The organism is Neorhizobium phenanthreniclasticum, assembly GCF_040066075.1.
GTDB lineage: Bacteria > Pseudomonadota > Alphaproteobacteria > Rhizobiales > Rhizobiaceae > Neorhizobium > Neorhizobium petrolearium.
Genome location: NZ_JBEAAL010000007.1, coordinates 162,498 through 185,190, shown reverse-complemented (window position 1 = coordinate 185,190; position 22,693 = coordinate 162,498). Strand labels below are relative to the sequence as shown.

The following is a 22,693-nucleotide window of genomic DNA, read 5'->3' as shown; positions in this document are numbered from 1 at the left end:
TTGATATTCTTCAGAGGACATGGGCGTGACTGCTACATTCGACAAAGTTGCCGACATCATCGCTGAGACCAGCGAAATCGATCGCGAAACGATCACGCCGGAAAGCCATACGATCGATGACCTGGGCATCGACAGCCTCGACTTTCTGGATATCGTCTTCGCCATCGACAAGGAATTCGGCATCAAGATTCCGCTGGAACAGTGGACGCAGGAAGTGAACGAAGGCAAGGTTTCGACCGAGGAATATTTCGTCCTCAAGAACCTCTGCGCCAAAATCGACGAGCTGAGGGCGGCAAAGGGCTGACCGCCCGCCGGCAATCTCATGCTGCTCGAATACTTCCAGATGATCGACCGCGTCGAAGCGGTCGATCTAGGCGCCAAACTCCTCAAGGCGCGGTCGGTCGTGCCGGCTAAAAGCCCGGTCTTCGAGGGCCATTTTCCCGGAATGCCGCTGGTTCCGGGCGTCCTCCTGATCGAAACCATGGCGCAGGCCTCGGGTTTCCTGGTGCTCGCCGCCACGAATTTTGCCGCCATGCCTTTCCTGATGTCGGTCGACGGCGCCAAGATGCGCACGTTCGTCGAACCGGATGCCGTCCTCGACATCGAGGCGTTTCTGGAGCATGAGGGTTCGGGCTACGCCGTCACCAAGGCGAAGATTACGAGTGCCGGCAAGAAGGTATGCGACGCGCAGCTCAAGCTGCGCACCATGCCCTTCAGCGAAATCCCGCTGGCGCCGATTGTCCGCAAGCGCGCGGAAGAGGTCGGCCTTATGGACGCGCTCGCCGCAAAGGCATAAGAGCCATTCATCGTTCACGGACGACGACTGGCCCCGAATTTTTATTTTGACGCAATTCCGGACGGAAAACCGGTTTCCATGTTCCTGGATTTGCTGGACGCTCATCCATCAGCCGATGGGCAAAGAGGACATGATGAAGTCTGACAATGATGTCGTGATTACCGGGATCGGGATCGTTACCTGCCAGGGCGTCGGGAAGGAGCCGCACGTTGCGCTTCTCTCTTCCGCCGATGCGGGTGCGCCCAGGGTCGAGACGGAACGTTTCGCTCCCTATCCGGTCCATCCCATGCCGGAAATCGACTGGTCGGCGCAGATCCCGAAGCGCGGTGACCAGCGCCAGATGGAGAACTGGCAGCGGCTCGGCGTCTTTTCCGCTGGTCTTGCGCTCGACGATGCCGGTCTCAAGACAGATGCGGAAGCCTGTGCCTCGATGGACATGATCGTGGCCGCCGGCGGCGGCGAACGCGATATCAAGGTCGATTCCCTGATCGTCGACGAAGCGCTGAAGCGCAATGACCGCGAGATGCTGCTCAACGAGAAACTGACGACCGAGCTTCGACCGACGCTGTTTCTTGCCCAGCTTTCCAATCTCGTCGCCGGCAATATTTCCATCGTCCATAAGGTCACCGGCTCGTCGCGCACCTTCATGGGCGAGGAATCGGCTGGCATTTCTGCCGTTGAGACCGCCTTCCACCGCATCAAGGCGGGCCAGTCGAGCCACAGCCTCGTCGGCGGCGCCTTCGTTGCCGAGCGTGCCGATATCATCCTGCTTGTCGAGGGTATCCGCGCCCATGCGACGGGGGACTGGCATCCGATCTGGTCACGGTCCCCGGACAATGGCGGTGGCTTGATCATGGGGTCGGTCGGCGCTTTCCTGGTGCTCGAATCCCGCGCGCATGCCGAAGCCCGTGGCGCGCATATCTATGCCGTCATCCACGCGATCGAAGGCGACCGCGGCAATCGCAACGAAGGCAAGCTCGAAAAGCGCCTGACGCGACTTGCCAGCCATGCCTCCGGTCTTTCGAAGGATGATACGGTCGTCTTGTCCGGCACGAGCGGTCTTGTCGATCTTGCCGCCCGTGAAAAGCTGCTGCTTGAGAAGGAGTTTCCGGGAATGCCGATCCGCGCTTATGGCGGAGTGACCGGACACGGCATGGAAGCGCAGTTCCCGCTTGGCCTTGCACTTGCGGCACTCAGCTTGGATGGCGCCGCGCGCATTCCTACATTCGATGCCCAGAACGAACAGCCGATGACGGCGCCCGCCAAGCATGCGGTGGTGACGACGATCGGTTATACGCGCGGCGAGGGACTTGCTGTCCTCTCGGCCGCGTAAAGGAGATTTTGATGAGCGATAATCGCTTCAAGGATCATCTCGGCCGCCCGATCGTCGCCATCACCGGCATGGGCGTCCTGACCTCGCTCGGCCAGGGGCTCGCGGACAACTGGGCAGCGCTGACCTCCGGCACGTCCGGCATCCACAAGACCATTCGTTTTCCGACGGACAAGCTTTCCACCAGGATCAGCGGCACGGTCGATTTCATTCCCGTTCCGGCTGAAAATTCCGTCGAGCGTTCCTTCGCCTTCGCGCGCGAAACCACTATGGAAGCGCTCGCACAGGCGGGTCTTTCAGGCGATTTCGACGGTCCGCTGTTTCTCGCGGCCCCCCCGGTCGAGCCGGAATGGAGCGACCGTTTCGCGCTTGCCGATCGCGCTCCGCCATCAAAGACGGAAGGCGATGCCTATGACCGCTTCCTGGCGGCCATGCGCGAGCGTCCCGATCCCGTCTTCCTCGAAGCCGTGCAGTTCGGTTCAATCTCGGAGCGTCTTTCCGATACGTTCGGCACACGCGGGCTTCCGGTAACGCTCTCGACGGCCTGTGCATCCGGCGCCACCGCGATCCAGCTTGGCGTGGAAGCGATCCGCCAGGGCCGTACCGATCGCGCGCTGACGGTTGCGACCGACGGCTCGGTGAGTGCCGAGGCTTTGATCCGCTTCTCGCTGCTCTCGGCGCTTTCCACCCAGAACGATCCGCCGGAAAAGGCGTCGAAGCCATTCAGCAAGGATCGCGACGGTTTTGTCATCGCCGAAGGTGCTGCAACCCTGGTGCTCGAATCGCTGGAGTCAGCCATCGCTCGCGGCGCAAAGATCCTCGGCATCATGAAGGGCTGCGGCGAGAAGGCGGACCATTTCCATCGCACGCGTTCCTCTCCGGATGGCGGCCCGGCAATCGCCACGATCCGCGCGGCACTTGCTGATGCCGGCATGGACGAAACGGGGATCGGCTATATCAATGCGCATGGCACCTCGACGCCGGAAAACGACAAGATGGAGTATGGCGCCATGCTCGCCGTCTTCGGCGACGGGCTGAAGGATATTCCCGTCTCGTCGAACAAGTCGATGATCGGGCATACGCTGACGGCTGCAGGCGCCGTGGAAGCCGTCTTCTCGATCCAGACGATGCTTACAGGCACGTTGCCGCCGACGATCAACTACACCAATCCCGATCCGACGATCGTGCTCGATGTGGTGCCGAACAGGAAGCGGGACGCTCAGGCCAACGCCGTGCTTTCGAACTCCTTCGGCTTCGGTGGACAGAACGCTAGCCTTGTCATGACGCTGGAACCGGCTTAGAGACCGTCGCCAATCACGTTTGACGAGTTGGAACGCCTTCGGGCGAAGGAAAATTTATTATGCGCGCTCTGCAACTGATCGATGACCGTAAGCTCGAGGCCGTGGACATCCGCGAACCCGAAGCGCCCGGGCCGGGCGAGGTCACGTTGCGGGTCAAAGCCGTGGCGCTTAACCACATCGACGTCTGGGGCTGGCGCGGCATGGCGTTTGCCAAGCGCAAGATGCCGCTGACGATCGGCGCGGAGGCCTCCGGTGTCGTCGAGACAATCGGTCCGGGCGTCTCGAATGTCCTGCCGGGCCAGCTCGTGTCGATCTACGGTGCGCGCACCTGCGGTCTCTGCAAGCCCTGCCGCGAAAAGCGCGACAATCTCTGTGAAAACGTTTCCGGCGTGCACGGCTTCCATCTCGACGGTTTTGCGCAGGAGAAGGCCAATCTTCCCGCGCGTCTTCTCGTGCCGGCGCCTCCGGGCGTCGATGCTGTGGGCGCAGCGCTCGCACCGGTCACCTTCGGCACCGTGGAGCATATGCTCTTCGACAACGCCAGGCTCCAGCCGGGCGAGACGATCCTCGTGCATGCCGGCGGCTCCGGTATCGGCAGCGCGGCGATCCAGCTCGCCAAGAAGACGGGCTGCACCGTCATTACCACCGTCGGCTCCGACGACAAGATCGAAAGGGCGAAGGCTCTCGGAGCCGATCACGTCATCAACTATCGCACCGACCGGTTCGAGGGCGTGGTGCGCAAGCTCACCAGAAAGAAGGGCGTCGACGTGGTCTTCGAACATGTCGGCAAGGATACCTGGGCCGGCTCTATGCTGTCCATGAAACGTGGCGGGCGGCTCGTCACCTGCGGCTCGACCTCAGGCGTCTCGACCGAGATGAACCTGATGATGCTCTTCCAGCAGCAGCTGAAACTGCTCGGCTCGTTCGGCTGCCGCATGGAGAACATGGCGGACGCCATGCAGAAGATGGCCCAGGGTATCGTCCACCCGGTCATCGACACGGAAGTCACCTTCGACGAGATCGACAAGGCGCTGGAGCGCATGGAAACCCGCCAGGTCTTCGGCAAGATCGTGCTCCGCATGGACTGAATGCCCTTGAAGCTCTTCCTCACACGGATCGTCATCGCGCTCAGAAACTTCCGGCAATGGCTGGTGGCGCTGGTTGCGTTCGGCTTCCTCAATCTTCTCAAGGTTTTTCCTGCCGATCCCGCGATCCGTTTTGCCGATCGCATGGCGCGTCGTATCGGCCCCAGGCTCGGCCGGCACAAGCTGATGCTCGTCAACCTGCGTAATGCTTACCCGGAAAAGACCGACGAAGAACTGGAGCAGATCGCGATCGCGAGCTGGGGCCATATGGGACGGCTTGCGGCCGAATATGTTTTCCTCGACCGATTGTTCGATTTCGATCCGGAGAGAACGGAGCCGGGCAGGGTGGAAGTGTCGGGCATTCCGATCTTCGTCGACCTGCGCGACAATCCGCGACCTTTCATCGTCTTCACGGCCCATACCGGCAATTTCGAGCTTCTGCCTGTTGCCGGAAAGGCCTTCGGCCTGGAGGTCATGGTGCTCTTCCGGCCGCCGAACAACCCGTATATCGCGGAAAAGGTCTTTGCCTTCCGTGCCAGCCGTATGGGCCAGCTCGTGCCTTCGCATGCGGGTTCGTCCTTTGCGCTCGCCCGCCGCCTGGAACAGGGCGGCGGCGTCGGCGTGCTAGTCGACCAGAAGTTCCGCAAGGGCCTTATGACGACGTTCTTCGGCCGGCCGGTACAAACCAACCCGCTGCTCGCCAAACTCGTCCGGCAGTTCAACGCGGAGGTCTATCCTGCACGTTGCATCCGTCTGCCCGACAACCGCTACCGGCTGGAGATCGAGCCGAAGATTGAGCTGCCGCGCGACGAGAAGGGTAATCTCGACCTCCAGGCAACCGGCCAGATGCTCAACGACAAGGTGGAGAGCTGGGTGCGGGAGTATCCCGAGCAATGGCTCTGGTACCACGACCGGTGGCATATCAAGCGGTATCTGTAAATCTTCAGATGATCCCTGGATACAACTTGGAGCCGCATGGCTGAGCGTTCTACGTTAAGTCATCGACCAAAATTTGGGTCCGTCCTTGAGGAGAAGAATTAATGTCTGGCGGATTTGATGACGAAGCGCCGGTCGCAGGGGAAGGATTGGCGGCAGTCTCCAGATAGAGGGGGCGAGGGGGTATTTTTGCAAGCGCTGATCGATCTCTTCTGGTCCAAATATACCGATCTGCGTCAGGCGGTCGAACGGAATGATACGCTGGCAACCGTCGCGCTCGATCGCGACCTTGATCCTCTCATGCTCGCAATTTTCTCTTCTCAGGGAAAAGATCCGGCCAGTATTCAGGCGCAGTTCCGGTTCGCGCTCGATCTCCTGAACGAAGAGGCCGACGACCGCAGTTGCGTCCGCCGCAACGGGCACCTGCTGCGGATGCTCGTAGAGCGTTACGTCGCTCCGCAAACCGGCCAGTCGGCCAACCGTCAGCCCGAGCCAGGCGAAACGTCGATCATTGCGGATGCAACGGCAGACGGATTTCTCGACGATGCGCTTCTCAACCGCATATCCGACCGGATTGTCGTCATCGCGCCCAGCTACCGGATATTCTACACCAACGAAACGAATGCGCGGCGTCTTGACGTGTCGCGGGACGAACTGATCGGCCGCCATTTCGCGGAATTCGTGGGCATTCACCGTTTCAAGAACGAATTCAAGCCAGGCCTCGAGCGGTGCTTCAAGGGCGAAAGCGTCTCCTTCACTTATGCAGACCAGGTGGACGGCCAGACTGTGGTCATCCGCTGCCGCATGTCGCCCTGCATCTCCGGCTCATCGCAGCCTGTCGGCGCGTTGCTGGTCATGCAGGAAACTGCCGATCGCCGACGGCGTTCGGCAGCATAGCGATTATCTGTCGGACCAAACGGCCAGTTCGTAGCCTTCCGGATCGGCGAAATGGAACCGCCGTCCGCCGGGAAAGGAAAAGATCGGCTTGACGATCTTGCCGCCGGCCTTCTCGATCCGTGCCTGGGCGTCCTCCAACTCGTCCGCGAAAAGGATGATCAGCGCACCGCCCTTGGCGTTGATATCGGCTGATTTCGCAAAACCGCCGGTCAGTCGTCCGTCCTGGAATTCACAATAGTCCGGACCGTAGTCGGTGAAGGTCCAGCCAAAAGAAGTGCCATAGAATGCCTTGGCTCTTCCTATGTCGCGCACGTTGAATTCGATGTAATCTATCTTGCGATCCGCGCCCTTGGCTCCCATGGGTGCTCTCCTATTTCTTGTCTTCCAGCAGGTCTTTCAGCGCCTTCAGATCTTTCCGTATATGCGCGGCGTCCGCCTCGAAGGCCGCATCGTCCAGGTCCGGGCGCTGGAGCAGCGTGAACATGACTTCCGCACCATCGCCATTCGCCACCACCCGCAACGGATTTTCCACGACAAGGCCGTTCTCCATGCTCACCACATGGTCAATGATACCGAACCGGTTCGGTGGGGCAAACCGCACGCGCACCTTGCCGATCGGTCCGCCGTCGCCGATCCAGTCCTCGCCTTCGCGGGTCAGGCCGGAGGACAGACCGGACGCCCAGAGCGGCATGTTCTCAGGTCTGCTTGCGAAGTCATAGACCTCCAACCAGGGCCTTTCGATGCCGATATGGATGATACGGGCGGGCATTGTCGTCATGATCGTTTCCTCGATTTCCCGAAAACCTACCGACAAGAAGCTGGGATTTCTTGAACAAAACGGACAATCAGGCGAGCTGTCGGCGGATATCCTGCGGCGTCAGCGTCGTGAATTCCTTTACGTCGCGCGTCATATGGGCCTGGTCGGCATAACCGGCCTCCAGCGCCAGGATAGCCAGACTCTGCGAGGAGGACGTGCGGGTCAGGCGGAGAAAGCGCTGGAAACGAAGGATGCGCTGGAGCATCTTCGGGCCGTAACCGAAATGATCACGGCTTTGCCGCCGCAGGGTGCGTTCGCCGAATGTTGCCTGTGCCGAGACATCATGAAGCGTACCATTGCTGAGGCCGTTGAAGAGCGCTTCCATGTCGCTCCTTGGGTCAGCGGTCGCCACGGATTTCCTGAGCGCCCATGCGTGAAGGAGCGCGCGCCTTCCGGCGAGGCTGCTTTCATTGGCAAGCTGTTCTTCGATTTCCTGCGTGTCACGGTTCAGGTCCCACAGGGGGATGGCCTTTCCGACGAGTTCGTTGAGCGGAACGTCGAGCCACCGCAGCGCGGCACCCGGCCTGAAGCGCAAGCCGAGGATTGTTTCTCCGGCAGCAACGGCAGGGAAGGCGGCTGTGCGATCCGGGCCGACGATCATCAGCCGGCCACCGGCAAAGATCAGATCCGAACAGCCGTCGGGCACAACGATCATGCGGCCCTGGAAGTCACCCGGCAACGTATGGGACCATGAGCAACGGAAAAGCTTGTCGAGCTCCCCGGTCGCAGGCTGCTCGCTGTAGATGCCGGCGCGCATGGCCAGCAAGGGTGTCTCTGTCCTGGCATTCATGACTTGCTCACAAAGTCCTTGTCGCACCGGAAAACGGCACTTGCAAGGCACCGCAGCTGGCGGAGGAGCACAGGCCACAGACACTCATTCCCGGTCCCGTTCGTTGCCCGGATGAAGACGGAATGTCACCGAAATTTAATCGTTTAATGCCGCCTTTGCCTTGCCGTTTGGTAATTTGAGTGCGACAACAGCCCCGAATCTTCAAATGGAGGCACATCCGTGGAACAGGCAGAAATCGGCCTTATCGGGCTCGGCGTCATGGGCTCTAACCTCTCCCTCAACATCGCCGAAAAAGGTAACAAGATTGCCGTCTTCAACCGCACTGCGGAAGTGACGCGCAAGTTCCATGCCGAGGCCGGCGCATTGCAGAACCAGATCGTCCCCTGCGAGACGCTGGAAGAATTCGTTGCCGCCATCCGGCCACCGCGGCCGATCATCATCATGATCAAGGCCGGCGATCCGGTCGACCAGCAGATGGAGCATCTGAAGCCGTATCTTTCGGCCGGCGACATCATGATCGATGCGGGCAATGCGAACTTCCGCGATACGATGCGCCGTTTCGACAATCTGAAGGACAGCGGTCTCACCTTCATCGGCATGGGCGTTTCCGGCGGCGAGGAGGGAGCTCGCCACGGCCCGTCGATCATGGTCGGCGGCACGGAGGAAAGCTGGAAGCGCGTCGAGAAGGTGCTCACCTCGATCTCTGCCAAGTTCAACGGCGAGCCTTGCGTCGCATGGCTCGGAGAAAACGGTGCGGGCCATTTCGTCAAGACGATCCACAACGGCATCGAATATGCCGACATGCAGATGATCGCCGAGATCTACGGCATCCTGCGCGACGGCCTCGGCATGAGCGCGTCGGAAATCGGCAACGTCTTCGGCCGCTGGAATACCGGCCGCCTCAACTCTTACCTGATCGAGATATCCGAAAAGGTGCTGAAGGCGAATGACCCGATCACCGGCAAGCCGATGGTCGATGTCATCGTCGACCGCGCCGGCCAGAAGGGCACCGGCAAGTGGTCGGTCATCGAGGCGCAGAACATGGGTGTTGCGGCGACCGCCATCGAGGCGGCCGTCGCCGGCCGCATCCTGTCGTCACAGCGTGAGGAACGTGTTGCGGCCGAGAGGATTTTCGGTCTGCCGAAAGCCGAGAGGCCGAAGGACGGCATGGCCTTCCTGGCCGATCTCGAGAATGCGCTGCTCGCCGCCAAGATCGGTGCCTATGCCCAGGGGTTCGCGGTGATGGCCGCGGCATCCGCCGAATACAACTGGAACCTGCCGATGCCGACCATCGCCAGGATCTGGCGCGCCGGCTGCATCATCCGGTCGCAGTTCCTCGACGAGATCACTTCGGCCTTCACCAAGGACCCGCATGTCGCGAACCTCATCGTCACGCCGGCCTTCTCGAAGATGGTCAAGGAAACCGATGGCGCGCTGCGCCGGGTCGTCTCCTACGCGGCGCTGTCCGGCCTGCCGGTCCCGGCGCTTTCGTCGGCGCTTTCCTATTTCGATGCCTACCGCCGCAGCCGGGGCACGGCGAACCTCATCCAGGCGCAACGCGACTTCTTCGGCGCCCACGGCTTCGACCGCCTCGACGGCGTCGACAAGCATCACGGCCCCTGGGGCAGCGGCCTTGAGGAATTCGCCTGATTCACCTGAGCGATGGAAAAAGCCCGCATGGGCGGGCTTTTCAATCCTTCGGGCCCATTTTTGACCAGACCGGCTGGGCGATGCTCTGCAGGAGTTCGGGTGCCACGCCGTCGATACGCGCCATCAGAGCCTTCGCGAGCTCGCGCCCGGCCTGCCGCACGTCCTCGTTGACGGTATAGATTTCCGGCCGGATCCAGTTCAGGAATTCCGCCGACTGTTTCGAGACGACATCGACATCGATACCGAGGTTCTTGCCGGCCGCTTCGAGGCCGGCGACCAGGGCGATCGTTGCCGATCCACTGATCGAGATGATGCCGTCCGGCGATCCGGCCGAACGCATCAGCCGTTCTGCGTAGGCACGAGTTTCGTCCAGCGGGGTTTCACTCGTCACGCGGCCCATGGGCACTTCCGTCGCACCGAAATCCGTCAAACCGCGTTCAAAGCCGATACGGCTGTGGGTGTAGAAGGAAAAACGGCTCTGGGGCGCGAGAAGCGCAATACGTTTGCGGCCTTTTTGGACGAGCTTCTGGACAGCCTGATAAACGTAAGTTTCGTTGTCGTAGTCGTGAAAGGGATGCACGATGCCCATATCCGTGCGCCCATGCGTTGCGAAGGGGAGGTTGCGCTCCGTCATCAACCGCACCCGCGCATCATCGGGTTCGATACGCGAAATGATCACGCCGTCGGCTGAACCCGTGTCGAGAATGTAGCGCACCGGCACCATCGGATCCTTCTCGAAGGAATGCGGCGTCACCACGAGGTGATATTGCGTGCCGCCCAGCACTTCGGAAATGCCGTGCACCAACTGGCTGGTGAAGCCCAGCAGTTCCTCGTCGATACTGAGCACGAGGGCGATCACGTTGGTCTTGCCGGTGCGCAGCCTGACGCCTGCGCGGTTCGGCTGATAACCGAGCTGGTTGGCGACGAGGCGCACCCGCTCCTTGGTCTCTGCGCCGATATCAGGCGCATCCTTCAGCGCCCGTGAGACGGTGGTTATCCCCAGCCCTGTCATATAGGCGATTGTCTTCAAGGTGGGGCGCTCGCGGACCGCGTCCCGCGCTCCGAGCGTTCTTGGTCTTCCGCTGTCGTCCATTATCCGCCGTCACTACCCGAGTCAGGAGATCACTATAGTGAGTTCAAGCTTGCCTGAAAACGGAGCGACCCTTTCTTTTCTCCTCCACGTCAGGCATAAAACTGAAACGTTACAGGTAAAATGTCGAGGGAAAATTTCCAGGTCCGCAGAACCATATATCTTCCGGTTGCACAACGCATATGCGAGAGGATTTTTGCACTCGCGAAATGGGAATGAGTGAGAATCGACCGTATTCCTCGTGATTGCGGCGAATTTCTTGGCCGATCGGGGAGATCGGCGATCTGAGAGGATGAGGGCGTTTTCCCTTATAAATTGTATTTTCTCGGATCCCGATTTTTTTCCAGCCAGACCGGTTGCGCGATTTATCTGATTGGCATACGTTTTCACGGCAACGTTTCAGTGAGGGAGGAGACTCATGAATATTCGTGCTATGACAGCCATTCTGGCCGCAACCGTCGTGCTGCCGCCCGGAGCGGCCCACGCCACCGATCTGGAAGTCACCCACTGGTGGACATCCGGCGGCGAAGCCGCAGCGGTCGCGGAACTCGCCAAGGCTTTTGATGCCACCGGCAACAAGTGGGTGGATGGTGCCATCGCAGGTTCCGGCAGCACGGCGCGCCCCATCATGATCAGCCGCATCACCGGCGGCGATCCGATGGCCGCGACGCAGTTCAACCATGGTCGTCAGGCCGAAGAACTGGTGCAGGCTGGCCTGATGCGCGACCTCACCGCCGTTGCGGAGAAAGGCAAGTGGAGGGAAGTCATCAAGCCTGTCAGCCTGCTCGATTCCTGCACGATCGACGGCAAGATCTACTGCGCGCCTGTCAATATCCATTCCTGGCAGTGGCTGTGGCTTTCGAATGAAGCCTTCCAGAAGGCGGGCGTACCGGTGCCGACGAACTGGAACGAGTTCGTGGCCGCGGCGCCGGCCCTGCAGAAGGCGGGCCTGCAGGCCCTCGCGCTCGGCGGGCAGCCGTGGCAGGCCAACGGTTTGTTCGACACGCTGGTGATCGCCATCGGCGGCAAGGAACTCTACGAGAAAGTTTACAAGGACAAGGACGAGGAAGCCGCTGCCGGACCGGAGATGGCGAAGATTTTCGCTGCCGCCGATCAAGCGCGCCAGCTGGCGAAGGGCTCCAACGTCCAGGACTGGAACCAGGCGACCAATCTCGTCCTCACCGGCAAGGCCGGCGGACAGATCATGGGCGACTGGGCGCAGGGCGAATTCCAGATCGCCGGCAAGAAGGCCGGCACGGACTACACCTGCCTTCCGGGCCTCGGCCTCAACCAAGTTCTGGCGACCGGGGGCGACGCCTTCTATTTCCCGCTTCTGGACGATGAGGAAAAGTCCAAGGCGCAGGGCATCCTGGCCGAAACGATCGTCGATCCGAAAACCCAGGTTGCGTTCAACCTGAAGAAGGGATCGGTGCCGATCCGCGGTGACGTGGATCTCGCAGCCGCCAACGACTGCATGAAGAAAGGCATCGAGATCATCTCGAAGGGCAACGTCGTCACCAGTACCGACCAGCTGGTTTCCGCCGATACGCAGAAGCAGAAGGAGGACCTGATGTCCGAATTCTTCGCCGGCACATCGATCACGCCGGAACAGGCGCAGGAGCGCTTTGCGGAAATCATCGGCTCGGCGGACTGATCCCGTCTCATTGCCTGTCGTAACCGGCTCCGCCCGCAAGGCGGGGCCGGGAAAAGGGGTGCGGGAATACTGCAACCGCGATCGAGGAGGAAACATGGCGAAAACCGTTCCATCAGGTCGGCCCAACCATCTCTTGCGTAATCTCAACTCGAAGATCGCCTCGATCCCGATGATCCTCATCGCGGTGGTGATCTTTCTCGGCGGCACGCTGTGGACCGTCGTTTATTCCTTCACCAATTCAAGGCTTCTGCCGCGGTTCAATTTCGTCGGCCTGGATCAGTACGAACGTCTCTGGGCTTCGTCGCGCTGGATGATTTCCATCCAGAACCTGGCGGTATACGGAATCCTGTCGCTCATCTTCAGCCTCGTCATCGGCTTCGTGCTCGCGGCTCTGATGGACCAGAAGATCCGTTTCGAGAACACGTTCCGCACCATTTTCCTCTATCCCTTCGCACTGTCCTTCATCGTCACCGGTCTCGTGTGGCAATGGGTTCTCAACCCGGAATTCGGCATTCAGGGCATTGTGCGGTCGCTCGGCTGGGAAAGCTTCGCGTTCGATCCGCTCTACAATCCGGATATCGTCATCTACGGCATCCTGATTGCAGCGCTCTGGCAGGGCACGGGACTTGTCATGTGCCTCATGCTGGCCGGTCTCCGCGGCATCGACGAAGACATCTGGAAGGCGGCGCGCGTCGACGGCATACCGATGTGGCGCACCTATATCTTCGTCGTCATTCCGATGATGCGGCCGGTCTTCATCACCACGCTCGTCCTGATCGCCAGCGGCATCGTCAAGGTCTACGACCTCGTCGTGGCCCAGACCAGCGGTGGACCCGGAAACGCCTCGGAAGTGCCGGCCAAATACGTCTACGACTATATGTTTCAGGCACAGAATCTCGGTCAGGGCTTTGCTGCATCGACCATGATGCTGCTGACGATCGCGATCATCATCATTCCCTGGGCCTATCTCGAATTCGGAGGGCGCAAGCGTGGCTGACGTTTCCACTCTCAATACGACCGTAGCCGGCATCGATGCGGTTTCGCGGGGGCTCGCCTCCGGTCCCAGCGGCCGCAAGCCGAAAAGGGTGCTCTCGCGGCGCAATATCGTGCTCTATGGAACGCTTACGGTCGCGGCACTCTATTACCTCCTGCCGCTCTATGTGATGGTCGTGACCTCGCTCAAGGGCATGCCGGAGGTGCGGCTCGGCAACATCTTCGCTCCGCCGATGGAGATCACTTTCGAACCCTGGGTGAAGGCCTGGGCGCAGGCCTGCACCGGCCTCAACTGCGACGGGCTTTCGCGCGGCTTCTGGAATTCCGTGCGCATCCTTGTGCCGTCGGTGGTGGTGTCGATCGCGGTTGCTTCCGTTAGCGGCTATGCGCTTGCCAACTGGCGCTTCAAGGGGGCCGAGCTTTTCTTCTCGATCCTCATCATCGGTGCGTTCATTCCTTACCAGGTGATGATCTATCCGATCGTCATCGTGCTTCGGGAACTGGGCATATACGGTACGCTGACCGGCCTCGTCATCGTTCACACGATCTTCGGAATGCCGATACTGACGCTGCTGTTCCGCAACTACTTCGCATCGCTGCCGGTCGAGTTGTTCAAGGCGGCGCGCATCGACGGTGCAGGCTTCTGGCAGATCTATTTCCGGATCATGCTGCCGATGTCGCTGCCGATCTTCGTGGTCGCAATGATCCTGCAGGTGACGGGTATCTGGAACGACTTCCTGTTCGGCGTGGTGTTCACCCGGCCGGATACCTATCCGATGACCGTGCAGCTCAACAACATCGTCAACTCGGTCCAGGGCGTGAAGGAATATAACGTCAACATGGCGGCGACGCTGCTGACGGGTGCCGTTCCCCTGATCGTCTATTTCGTTTCCGGCCGGCTTTTCGTCCGCGGCATCGCCGCCGGCGCAGTCAAAGGGTAAAGCCTGATGCATGACACCGTTTCCATCAAAAAGCAGAACAGCGTTTCCATTCGGGATCTGTCGCTTTCCTTCGGCTCGGTGAAGGTTCTGGAAAACCTGAACCTCGATATCCGCGACGGGGAATTCCTGGTGCTGCTCGGCTCGTCCGGGTGCGGCAAGTCCACACTCCTGAACTGTATCGCCGGACTGCTGGAGCCGACCGAGGGCCAGATCTTCATCAAGGACAAGAACGTCACCTGGGAGGAACCCAAAGACCGCGGCATCGGCATGGTCTTCCAGTCCTACGCGCTCTATCCGCAGATGACGGTCGAGAAGAATTTGTCCTTCGGCCTGCGTGTCGCAGGCCTCCCCAAGGATGAGATCGCCAAGCGCGTGTCGCGTGCCGCCGGCATCCTGCAGATCGAGCCGCTTCTCAAACGCAAGCCGGCGGAGCTTTCGGGCGGCCAGCGGCAGCGCGTCGCGATCGGCCGTGCATTGGTGCGCGATGTCGACGTCTTCCTGTTCGACGAGCCGCTTTCGAACCTCGACGCCAAGCTGCGTTCGGAGCTTCGCGTCGAGATCAAGCGACTGCACCAATCGCTCAAGAACACGATGATCTACGTAACCCACGACCAGATCGAGGCGCTGACGCTCGCCGACCGCATTGCCATCATGAAAAACGGCGTCATCCAGCAGCTCGATGACCCGACGACGATCTACAATCGGCCGAGGAACCGTTTCGTCGCCGGTTTCATCGGTTCGCCGTCGATGAATTTTCTCAAAGGCGAGCTTTCGGAGGAGGGCGGCCGCGTTGTGTTCAAAACCGACGGCACCAGCTTCTCGCTCGACGGCTACGAGGCCTCCAAGCCGCTTACCCCGGGCCGCAAGGTCATTCTTGGTGTCCGGCCGGAGCACATAAAGGTGGACGGTGACATCCAGGGCGGAGAAGTGCATGACGCCGTGGTCGAGATCGAGGAGCCGATGGGCGCCGACAATCTTCTCTGGCTGAAGCATGCGGGCCATGCGGTAACCGCCCGCATCGGCGGAGCGCGGCGGTATGCGGTCGGCACCAAGGTCCGCGTCGGGTTCGACATGAGCATGGCGTCGCTTTTCGATGCCGAAACGGAAGAACGCATCTGATGTTTGGCTGGAGTGGGGCCCGATCGGCACGGCATGACATTTCAGAGGTTGCGGCATGACCGTGATCGACCTCTCGGGTTCATGGCAGCTTGCGTCTGCCGATGGAGAGCATCGGGCCATGATGCCGATACCGGGAGACGTCCACACTGCGTTGAAATCCGCAGGCATCATTCCGGACCCGTATTTCGGGCGGAACGAAGACGCTGTCCAATGGGTGGCTCATGCAGACTGGATCATCGAGCGGCGCTTCGTGCTCGATGATCCGGACGGCAGCTGGTATCTCGACATCACCTATCTCGATACGGTCGCGATCGTCTTCGTCAACGACGTCCCGGTGCTCTCGGCCGACAACTGCTTCCGCCGCTACCGGCCCGATGTTTCATCGGCACTTCGACCTGGCGAGAACACGATCCGCATCCATTTCCATTCGAATATCGCGGCAGGCGCCGACCGGCAGGCGCATCAGCCTTTCTACATTCCTTATTCCACGGCCAATTGCCCGATCCCCAACGGCAACATGCTGCGCAAGCCGCAATGCCATTTCGGCTGGGACTGGAATATCGCGTTGGCACCGCTTGGCCTTTATGGCGCGATTGCCTTGCGAAAGCTCGATACGGCCCGCATCGAACACGTCGTCACCACACAGAGACATCACAATGATGGGGTCGAACTGTATGTGGCGCTGACGCTCTATGCCGGGGAGCCCGGGATACTGCCTGTCCACTTTTCACTCGACGGAGAACGGGTACGGCTCGATTGCGGCATCGACGCGGGTACGACCACCATTCATCACGTCTTCGAAATCAAGAACCCAAGGCTCTGGTGGCCGGCGGGAAGCGGCGAACAGGCGCTCTACGAACTCGTCGTCGAAGTTCCGGCCGAAACGGTCGTCCGGCAGATCGGTCTTCGCAGGGTCGAGCTGCTGACCGATCCGAACGAAGCCGGCAGTCGCTTCGCCTTCCGCATCAACGGCCGTGAAATCTTCTGCCGAGGCGCCAACTGGATTCCGGCGGACGCGCTCTTTTCGCTGACAAGCCCGGAAAAGACCGGAGACCTGCTGCGTTCGGCAGTGGACGCCAACATGAACATGATCCGCGTCTGGGGCGGCGGTTTCTATGAACAGGACTGGTTCTACGATCTCTGCGACCGGCTGGGCCTGATGATCTGGCAGGATTTCCAGTTCGCCTGCAACCTCTACCCCTCGACGCCCGACTTCCTCGAAAACGTCGAGGCAGAGGTGGATGATCAGGTTCGCCGGCTGATCTCACATCCCTCGATCGTCATCTGGTGCGGTGACAACGAATTGGTCGGAGCGCTGACCTGGTTCCCGGAATCGCGCGGCAATCGCGACCGCTATCTCGTGTCCTATGACCGCTTGAACCGCACGGTCGAGCAAGCGTTGAAAAGAGTGGCACCGGAGGCGATCTGGTGGCCGTCCAGCCCTGCGTCGGGCTATCTCGACTATGGCGACGCCTGGCATGCGGACGGTTCCGGCGACATGCATTACTGGTCCGTCTGGCACGAGAACAAGCCGTTTAGCGATTACCGGTCGGTCCGGCCGCGCTTCTGCTCGGAATTCGGTTTCCAGTCCTACACGTCGCTGCCGGTGATCGAGACCTATGCTGCTCAGAGGGACATGAATATCGCCTCTCCGGTCATGGAGCACCACCAGAAGAATGCCGGCGGCAACGAGCGGATAGCCGGCACGATGTTCCGCAATTTCCGTTTCCCGAAGGATTTTGCCAATTTCGTCTATCTGAGCCAGGTACAGCAGGGCCTCGCGATCAGGACGGCTGTCGATTACTGGCGGTCCCTGAAGCCCCATTGCATGGGCACGCTCTACTGGCAGCTCAACGACACCTGGCCGGTTGCCTCCTGGTCGAGCCTCGATTACGGCGGAAGCTGGAAGGTGCTGCACTACATGGCCCGCCGCTTTTTCCAGCCGGTCGCGGTGGCGGCCATCCCATCGGAGGACGGAAAGAGCATCCGCATCTCGCTGGTCAATGATACGCCCGAGGATGCGACGGTGACCATCAATCTGTCGCTTCTCACCCTGAACGGCGAGCGCAGCCCGTTGCAGAGCATTGAGGCCGTGTGCACGCCGGATGCTGCAGTGACCGCATTGACCCTACCTGTTTCGGACATTCCCGAAGGCTTGATCCTTGCCTGGAGTTTTACCGTTTCCAACGGCATGGGCGGGGAGGGGCATCATGTCCTGGGCACTTACAAAGCGCTGGAGCTGGAGCCGTCGGGTCTTGAGTTTTCCGTGTCTCCAGCCGGTGATGGCGCGTTTGATCTCCTCGTCCAGGCCAGAGGCCTTGCCCTTTTCGTGCTGATCGAGAGCGGCACCGCCGGGCGCTATTCCGACAATGCCTTCGATCTTGCTGCCGGCGAAAGCCGCCGCATCACCTTCACGCCCGCCGCGCCCGTCGGTGCGGCTCCGCAATTCCGCATCTACGATCTCTATTCCTGCCAAGCGGCAGGCTGAGGCTCTTTTCAAGGGAGGATCACATGACGAAACTCGGTTTTCAGCTTTATTGCGCCCGCAATTTTCCGCCGCTCTCCGACATCCTGAAGCAGGTCGCCAGGGCCGGATATTCGGAAGTCGAAGGGTATGGCGGCCTCTATGCGACGCTCGATGAGGCCGGCCTGAAAGCATTGCGGGCCGATCTCGACGCCAACGGGCTTACCATGCCGACCGGCCATTTCGGTCTCGATCTCCTTGAAAAGGAGCCGGCGCAGGCACTGCTCATCGCCAAGACGCTCGGCATGGTGGCAATCTATTGCCCCTTCCTCATGCCCGATCAGCGGCCGAGCGACGCCGCCGGCTGGTTTGCCTTCGGCCAGCGCCTTCAGGAAGCCGGCAAGCGGTATCAGGATGCCGGCTATACATTCGGCTGGCATAACCATGACTTCGAGTTCAAGACGCTTGGCGATGGCTCGACACCGCAGGAACAGATTCTCGCCGGCGGTCCCGATCTCGCCTGGGAAGCGGACATAGCCTGGCTCATCCGCGGCGGCGCCGATCCCTACGGGTGGATCGAAAGCTATGGCAAGCGTATCACTGCGGTGCATGTGAAGGACATTGCGCCGGCCGGTGAAAACACGGACGAAGACGGTTGGGCCGATGTCGGCTACGGCACGGTGCCGTGGAAGGATCTGATGGCGGCGCTCAGGAAGACGCCGGCGAAACATTACGTTCTCGAACACGACAATCCGAAGGATGTCGAACGGCTGCTCACGCGTTCGATCGCCTCGTTCAAGACCTATTGATCACAGAGATTCCGGAGTTTTTCCATGCCTAGGGAACTTGGCGTCGGCATCATGGGATGCGGCAATATTTCCACCACCTATTTCAAGCTTGCGCCGCTCTTCAGGGGATTGAAGGTGCTTGCCTGCGCCGACCTCAGCGACGATGCGGCCGAAATGCGCGCCGCGGAATACGGCGTCAAGGCGCAGTCGATCTCCGACCTGCTTGCCAATGACGAACTCGACGTGATCGTCAACCTGACGATCCCGGCGGCGCATTTCTCCGTCTCGAAGGCCATCCTCGAAGCGGGCAAGCACGTCTATTCCGAAAAGCCGCTGACGGTGACCTTGGAAGAGGGCAAGGCGCTGCAGGCATTTGCGAGGGAGAAGGGGCTTGCCGTCGGCTGCGCGCCGGACACCTTCCTCGGTGGCTCGCATCAGCTCGCCCGCAAACATATCGACGAGGGCGGCGTTGGCCGCATCACATCCGGCACCTGCCACGTCATGAGCCCCGGCATGGAGATGTGGCATCCCAATCCTGGCTTCTTCTTCCTGGAAGGCGGCGGGCCGATTCTCGATCTCGGGCCGTATTACATCGCCAATCTCATCAACCTCATCGGTCCGGTGAAGCGGGTGGGTGCTTTGACTTCGATGGCCAACAAGACCCGCACCATCACCAGCGAACCGCTGAAAGGCCAGGTCATCCCGGTCGAGACTCCGACCAATATCCACGCGCTTCTGGAATTCGTCAGCGGCGCGACGATCACGCTCTCGGCAAGCTGGGATGTCTGGTCGCACCGCCACGCCAACATGGAGCTTTACGGCACCGAGGGTTCGATCTTCGTGCCGGACCCGAATTTTTTCGGCGGCATCGTCGAGGCCAGCGGCCGCAACAAGGACATCCAGCCGCTGGAACCGTGGGATCATCCGTTCGGCATCGATAATCAGGAACATCCGCAGGGGCCAAGGGCGAACTACCGCACCGCAGGTCTTGCGGACATGGCGATGGCGCTCATCGAGGGGCGTGACCCGCGCTGCTCGCTGGAGCGCACGCTGCACGGCGTCGATGTCATGACCTCGATCCTGAAATCAGGGGAAGAGGGCCGGTTCATCGAGCTCTCCACGACGTGCACCCAGCCGGCCGCACTCGGCATCGACGAGGCACTGGCGCTTCTGCGCTGATCCGCTATGTGTTTGAAGCGGGCCGTTCGCGCCCGCTTCCATCCACGACACAGGAGGGCGTCATGTCCTGGCAACCGGCGGCACACCGCTACGAAACCATGAAATACAACCGCTGCGGCCGTTCGGGGCTCAAGCTTCCGGCGATCTCACTCGGCCTCTGGCACAATTTCGGGGACGACACGCCACATGAACGCAAGGCTGCGATCTGCCGCAAGGCCTTCGATCTCGGCATCACGCATTTCGACCTTGCCAACAACTACGGCCCGAAGCCCGGCAGTGCGGAACTCGCCTTCGGCCAGATCCTGCGGGAGGATTTCGGGGGCTATCGCGACGAACTGATCATCTCGTCGAAAGCCGGCTACAACATGTGGCCCGGGCCTTACGGCGAGTGGGGCAGCCGGAAGTATCTCATCGCGTCCTGCGACCAGAGCCTGAAGCGCATGGGCCTCGACTATGTCGACATCTTCTATTCGCACCGCTTCGACCCGGAAACACCGCTCGAAGAGACCTGTGGTGCACTCGACCACATCGTCCGGTCGGGCAGGGCGCTTTATGTCGGCATCTCGTCCTACAATTCGAAGCGCACTCGCGAAGCCACGGCGATCCTGAAGGAGCTCGGCACGCCGGTCCTCATCCACCAGCCGAGCTATTCGATGATCAACCGGTGGGTGGAAGAAGACGGTCTGCTCGACACGCTGGAAGACCTCGGTATCGGCTCGATCGTCTTTTCACCGCTGGCACAGGGCATGCTGACGTCGAAATATCTCGGCGGCATTCCGGAGGAAAGCCGTGCGGCGCAAGGCAAGTCGCTGCGCGCCGCCTTCCTCAACGAGAGGAACGTTGCAAACCTGCGCGCGCTGAATGCGATCGCTGAAAGGCGTGGCCAGACACTCGCGCAGATGGCGATCGCCTGGGTTTTGCGCGGCGGCCGTGTCACGACGGCGCTGATCGGCGCCAGCCGGCCGGAGCAGGTCGAGGATTGCGTGCAGGCTCTCGAAAAGCCGGATTTCACGGCTGCGGAGCTCGCGGAGATCGATACTTACGCAAAGGACGCCGATATCAATCTCTGGGCTGCTTCGGCCGAGCGCAAGGGGCCGCAACGCTGACCATCCCGCCCGGCAAGCTCGCTGCCGGGCATTCTCACCTGTCACTGGGAGGAGACATGATCCGCAATCCGATCCTGCCGGGCTTCAATCCCGATCCGTCCATCTGCCGTGTCGGCGAGGATTATTATATCGCCACCTCGACCTTCGAATGGTATCCGGGCGTGCAGATTCACCATTCGCGCGATCTCGTGAACTGGACCTTGGTGCGCCGGCCGCTGGAACGCGCCAGCCAGCTCGACATGCGCGGCAATCCCGACAGTTGCGGCATCTGGGCGCCATGCCTTTCCCATGCCGACGGCCTGTTCTGGCTCGTCTATACCGACGTCAAGCGTTTCGACGGCAATTTCAAGGACGCGCATAACTATATCGTCACCTCGCCAACCATCGAAGGGGAATGGTCCGATCCCGTCTATATCAATTCTTCGGGGTTCGACCCGTCGCTTTTCCATGACGATGACGGCCGCAGGTGGTTTCTCAACATGCAATGGAACCATCGCACCGAAAGCTACGGCGGCGCACCGAAACATCCGGCCTTCGACGGCATCCTTCTGCAGGAATGGGATCCGAAGGCGAGGGCGCTGAAAGGTCCTGTCAGAAACATCTTTGCCGGCAGCCCGCTGGGGCTCGTTGAAGGTCCGCATCTCTTCAAGCGGAACGGCTGGTATTATCTGACGACCGCCGAAGGCGGCACCGGTTACGAGCATGCGGTCACCATGGCGCGGTCGCGAGCGATCGAAGGGCCGTACGAGATGCATCCGCAGACGCATCTCATCACCTCGAAGGATCACCCGAATGCCGTCCTGCAACGTGCCGGGCACGGGCAATATGTCGAGACGCCGGCGGGTGAGGCCTATCATACGCATCTCTGCGGCCGTCCGCTGCCGCCCCACCGGCGGTGCACGCTCGGCCGCGAAACCGCGATCCAGAAATGCATATGGGAAGATGATTGGCTCTATCTCGTCCAGGGCGGCGTCGTTCCCGATGTCGACGTGCCGGCACCGACCGGTGCCGAGTCGATCGAAAAGCCAACGCGCATCGAACGCACTTTCGACAAGCCGAGCCTGCCGCCGGAATTCCAGTGGCTGAGGACGCCCCATCCGGAGCGGCTTTTCAGCCTCGCCGAACGACCAGGCCATCTGCGCCTCTTCGGCCGGGAAAGCATCGGCTCCTGGTTCGAGCACTCGCTGGTCGCCCGCAGGCAGGAGCATCATTCCTTCCGTACCGAGACCGTAGTCGAATTTGAGCCGGATACCTACCAGCAGGTCGCGGGGCTGACGCATTACTACAATCGCCACAAGTTCCATGCCGTCGTGGTGACGCTGTATGAAAAGCTCGGCCGTGTCGTGACGATCTTCTCCTGCGCCGGCGACTTTCCGCACGGGCGCATGAGCTTTCCGGCCGAAAGCGGCGTCTCCGTCCCGGACGGCTCGATCCATCTTGCGATGGAAATCCGCGACAACGACCTTCAGTTCTTCTGGCGGGGCGGCGGCTCGAACGACTGGGTGGCTCTTGGCCCCATGCTCGATGCCGGCGTCATCTCAGACGAGGGCGGGCGCGGCGAGCATGGCTCGTTCACCGGCGCCTTTGCCGGCATCTTCGCCTTCGACACCTCGGGACGGGCAAAGCCGGCGGACTTCGGCCATTTTGTTTACGAGGTGCTAAAATAGTGAATTCTGAATATCAAAAAATTACCGGAAGATCATAATTTCATTACTGAAATGTAATTTTCGGTTCACTTATGGTTCATTATCCAAGGC

At 60.8% G+C, this 22,693-nt stretch carries 21 protein-coding genes; 17 read left to right on the top strand and 4 right to left on the bottom strand.

Annotated features, from left to right (window positions below):
- Positions 1-19 precede the first annotated feature (19 nt).
- The 7 genes from ABK249_RS12565 to ABK249_RS12535 all read left to right on the top strand — a co-directional run bounded on the left by ABK249_RS12565 (position 20) and on the right by ABK249_RS12535 (position 6,345).
- Entirely contained in the window at positions 20-304 is a 285-nt protein-coding gene (locus ABK249_RS12565; protein ID WP_003495848.1) for an acyl carrier protein, read from the top strand.
- 18 nt (positions 305-322) lie between these two features.
- The gene (locus ABK249_RS12560) at positions 323-796 is read left to right on the top strand and encodes a 3-hydroxyacyl-ACP dehydratase FabZ family protein (RefSeq protein ID WP_037147172.1); all 474 of its coding nucleotides are present in this window, start codon (positions 323-325) and stop codon (positions 794-796) included.
- Positions 797-926: 130 nt separating this feature from the next.
- The gene (locus ABK249_RS12555) at positions 927-2,129 is read left to right on the top strand and encodes a beta-ketoacyl-ACP synthase (RefSeq protein ID WP_227702934.1); all 1,203 of its coding nucleotides are present in this window, start codon (positions 927-929) and stop codon (positions 2,127-2,129) included.
- Positions 2,130-2,140: 11 nt separating this feature from the next.
- Positions 2,141-3,427, top strand: coding sequence for a beta-ketoacyl-ACP synthase (locus tag ABK249_RS12550; protein ID WP_348863056.1), 1,287 nt, complete (start codon positions 2,141-2,143; stop codon positions 3,425-3,427).
- A gap of 59 nt (positions 3,428-3,486) precedes the next feature.
- Positions 3,487-4,515 carry a zinc-binding dehydrogenase gene (locus ABK249_RS12545; protein WP_227702932.1) on the top strand — a complete coding sequence of 343 codons (1,029 nt, stop codon included), beginning with the start codon at positions 3,487-3,489 and terminating at the stop codon, positions 4,513-4,515.
- A 6-nt stretch (positions 4,516-4,521) separates the two neighbouring features.
- Positions 4,522-5,451: a lipid A biosynthesis lauroyl acyltransferase gene (locus ABK249_RS12540; RefSeq protein ID WP_348863138.1), complete on the top strand. Its 930-nt coding sequence runs from the start codon at positions 4,522-4,524 to the stop codon at positions 5,449-5,451.
- 186 nt (positions 5,452-5,637) lie between these two features.
- Complete coding sequence (locus ABK249_RS12535; RefSeq protein ID WP_348863054.1) at positions 5,638-6,345, top strand: PAS domain-containing protein; 708 nt, start codon at positions 5,638-5,640, stop codon at positions 6,343-6,345.
- Between the two features lie 3 nt (positions 6,346-6,348).
- Here ABK249_RS12535 and ABK249_RS12530 read toward each other — a convergent pair whose 3' ends face one another.
- From ABK249_RS12530 to ABK249_RS12520, 3 genes are all read right to left on the bottom strand, one after another.
- Positions 6,349-6,705, bottom strand: coding sequence for a VOC family protein (locus tag ABK249_RS12530; protein ID WP_037147161.1), 357 nt, complete (start codon positions 6,703-6,705; stop codon positions 6,349-6,351).
- A 10-nt stretch (positions 6,706-6,715) separates the two neighbouring features.
- Positions 6,716-7,123 carry an SRPBCC family protein gene (locus ABK249_RS12525; protein ID WP_037147158.1) on the bottom strand — a complete coding sequence of 136 codons (408 nt, stop codon included), beginning with the start codon at positions 7,121-7,123 and terminating at the stop codon, positions 6,716-6,718.
- 67 nt (positions 7,124-7,190) lie between these two features.
- Positions 7,191-7,952, bottom strand: a complete 762-nt coding sequence (locus ABK249_RS12520) for an AraC family transcriptional regulator (RefSeq protein ID WP_348863053.1) — start codon at positions 7,950-7,952, stop codon at positions 7,191-7,193.
- A 219-nt stretch (positions 7,953-8,171) separates the two neighbouring features.
- On the opposite strand from ABK249_RS12520, the gene gndA reads away from it, so the two are divergent.
- Positions 8,172-9,602, top strand: coding sequence for an NADP-dependent phosphogluconate dehydrogenase (gndA, locus tag ABK249_RS12515; protein ID WP_348863052.1), 1,431 nt, complete (start codon positions 8,172-8,174; stop codon positions 9,600-9,602).
- A gap of 40 nt (positions 9,603-9,642) precedes the next feature.
- On the opposite strand, the gene ABK249_RS12510 is transcribed toward gndA, so the two are convergent.
- Positions 9,643-10,695 (bottom strand): LacI family transcriptional regulator, encoded by a 1,053-nt coding sequence (locus ABK249_RS12510; RefSeq protein WP_348863051.1) that lies wholly within the window; start codon positions 10,693-10,695, stop codon positions 9,643-9,645.
- A 415-nt stretch (positions 10,696-11,110) separates the two neighbouring features.
- Here ABK249_RS12510 and ABK249_RS12505 point away from each other — a divergent pair, with 415 nt between their 5' ends.
- The 9 genes from ABK249_RS12505 to ABK249_RS12465 all read left to right on the top strand — a co-directional run bounded on the left by ABK249_RS12505 (position 11,111) and on the right by ABK249_RS12465 (position 22,603).
- Complete coding sequence (locus tag ABK249_RS12505; protein ID WP_348863050.1) at positions 11,111-12,346, top strand: ABC transporter substrate-binding protein; 1,236 nt, start codon at positions 11,111-11,113, stop codon at positions 12,344-12,346.
- A gap of 94 nt (positions 12,347-12,440) precedes the next feature.
- A complete protein-coding gene (locus tag ABK249_RS12500; protein WP_037147141.1) occupies positions 12,441-13,343 on the top strand; it encodes a carbohydrate ABC transporter permease in 903 nt (300 codons plus the stop codon).
- On the top strand, positions 13,336-14,280 hold the full coding sequence (locus tag ABK249_RS12495) for a carbohydrate ABC transporter permease (RefSeq protein ID WP_227702926.1): 945 nt from the start codon (positions 13,336-13,338) through the stop codon (positions 14,278-14,280). Before ABK249_RS12500 ends, ABK249_RS12495 begins: the two co-directional genes overlap by 8 nt.
- A gap of 6 nt (positions 14,281-14,286) precedes the next feature.
- Positions 14,287-15,399 (top strand): ABC transporter ATP-binding protein, encoded by a 1,113-nt coding sequence (locus ABK249_RS12490; protein ID WP_227702925.1) that lies wholly within the window; start codon positions 14,287-14,289, stop codon positions 15,397-15,399.
- 55 nt (positions 15,400-15,454) lie between these two features.
- On the top strand, positions 15,455-17,887 hold the full coding sequence (locus ABK249_RS12485; protein ID WP_348863048.1) for a beta-mannosidase: 2,433 nt from the start codon (positions 15,455-15,457) through the stop codon (positions 17,885-17,887).
- Positions 17,888-17,910: 23 nt separating this feature from the next.
- Positions 17,911-18,672, top strand: a complete 762-nt coding sequence (locus tag ABK249_RS12480) for a sugar phosphate isomerase/epimerase family protein (RefSeq protein ID WP_227702923.1) — start codon at positions 17,911-17,913, stop codon at positions 18,670-18,672.
- 24 nt (positions 18,673-18,696) lie between these two features.
- Positions 18,697-19,830, top strand: coding sequence for a Gfo/Idh/MocA family protein (locus ABK249_RS12475; RefSeq protein WP_227702922.1), 1,134 nt, complete (start codon positions 18,697-18,699; stop codon positions 19,828-19,830).
- A gap of 62 nt (positions 19,831-19,892) precedes the next feature.
- Positions 19,893-20,936, top strand: coding sequence for an L-glyceraldehyde 3-phosphate reductase (gene mgrA, locus ABK249_RS12470; RefSeq protein ID WP_348863047.1), 1,044 nt, complete (start codon positions 19,893-19,895; stop codon positions 20,934-20,936).
- A gap of 56 nt (positions 20,937-20,992) precedes the next feature.
- Positions 20,993-22,603 carry a glycoside hydrolase family 43 protein gene (locus ABK249_RS12465; protein WP_348863045.1) on the top strand — a complete coding sequence of 537 codons (1,611 nt, stop codon included), beginning with the start codon at positions 20,993-20,995 and terminating at the stop codon, positions 22,601-22,603.
- The last annotated feature ends 90 nt before the right edge of the window (positions 22,604-22,693 follow it).

Coding starts and splice junctions, on each gene's coding strand:
- ABK249_RS12565 (WP_003495848.1), top strand. CDS start 20: ATGGGCGTGACTGCTACATTCGACAAAGTTGCCGACATCATCGCTGAG.
- ABK249_RS12560 (WP_037147172.1), top strand. CDS start 323: ATGCTGCTCGAATACTTCCAGATGATCGACCGCGTCGAAGCGGTCGAT.
- ABK249_RS12555 (WP_227702934.1), top strand. CDS start 927: ATGATGAAGTCTGACAATGATGTCGTGATTACCGGGATCGGGATCGTT.
- ABK249_RS12550 (WP_348863056.1), top strand. CDS start 2,141: ATGAGCGATAATCGCTTCAAGGATCATCTCGGCCGCCCGATCGTCGCC.
- ABK249_RS12545 (WP_227702932.1), top strand. CDS start 3,487: ATGCGCGCTCTGCAACTGATCGATGACCGTAAGCTCGAGGCCGTGGAC.
- ABK249_RS12530 (WP_037147161.1), bottom strand. CDS start 6,705: ATGGGAGCCAAGGGCGCGGATCGCAAGATAGATTACATCGAATTCAAC.
- ABK249_RS12525 (WP_037147158.1), bottom strand. CDS start 7,123: ATGACGACAATGCCCGCCCGTATCATCCATATCGGCATCGAAAGGCCC.
- ABK249_RS12520 (WP_348863053.1), bottom strand. CDS start 7,952: ATGAATGCCAGGACAGAGACACCCTTGCTGGCCATGCGCGCCGGCATC.
- ABK249_RS12510 (WP_348863051.1), bottom strand. CDS start 10,695: ATGGACGACAGCGGAAGACCAAGAACGCTCGGAGCGCGGGACGCGGTC.
- ABK249_RS12505 (WP_348863050.1), top strand. CDS start 11,111: ATGAATATTCGTGCTATGACAGCCATTCTGGCCGCAACCGTCGTGCTG.
- ABK249_RS12500 (WP_037147141.1), top strand. CDS start 12,441: ATGGCGAAAACCGTTCCATCAGGTCGGCCCAACCATCTCTTGCGTAAT.
- ABK249_RS12490 (WP_227702925.1), top strand. CDS start 14,287: ATGCATGACACCGTTTCCATCAAAAAGCAGAACAGCGTTTCCATTCGG.
- ABK249_RS12485 (WP_348863048.1), top strand. CDS start 15,455: ATGACCGTGATCGACCTCTCGGGTTCATGGCAGCTTGCGTCTGCCGAT.
- ABK249_RS12480 (WP_227702923.1), top strand. CDS start 17,911: ATGACGAAACTCGGTTTTCAGCTTTATTGCGCCCGCAATTTTCCGCCG.
- ABK249_RS12475 (WP_227702922.1), top strand. CDS start 18,697: ATGCCTAGGGAACTTGGCGTCGGCATCATGGGATGCGGCAATATTTCC.
- mgrA (WP_348863047.1), top strand. CDS start 19,893: ATGTCCTGGCAACCGGCGGCACACCGCTACGAAACCATGAAATACAAC.
- ABK249_RS12465 (WP_348863045.1), top strand. CDS start 20,993: ATGATCCGCAATCCGATCCTGCCGGGCTTCAATCCCGATCCGTCCATC.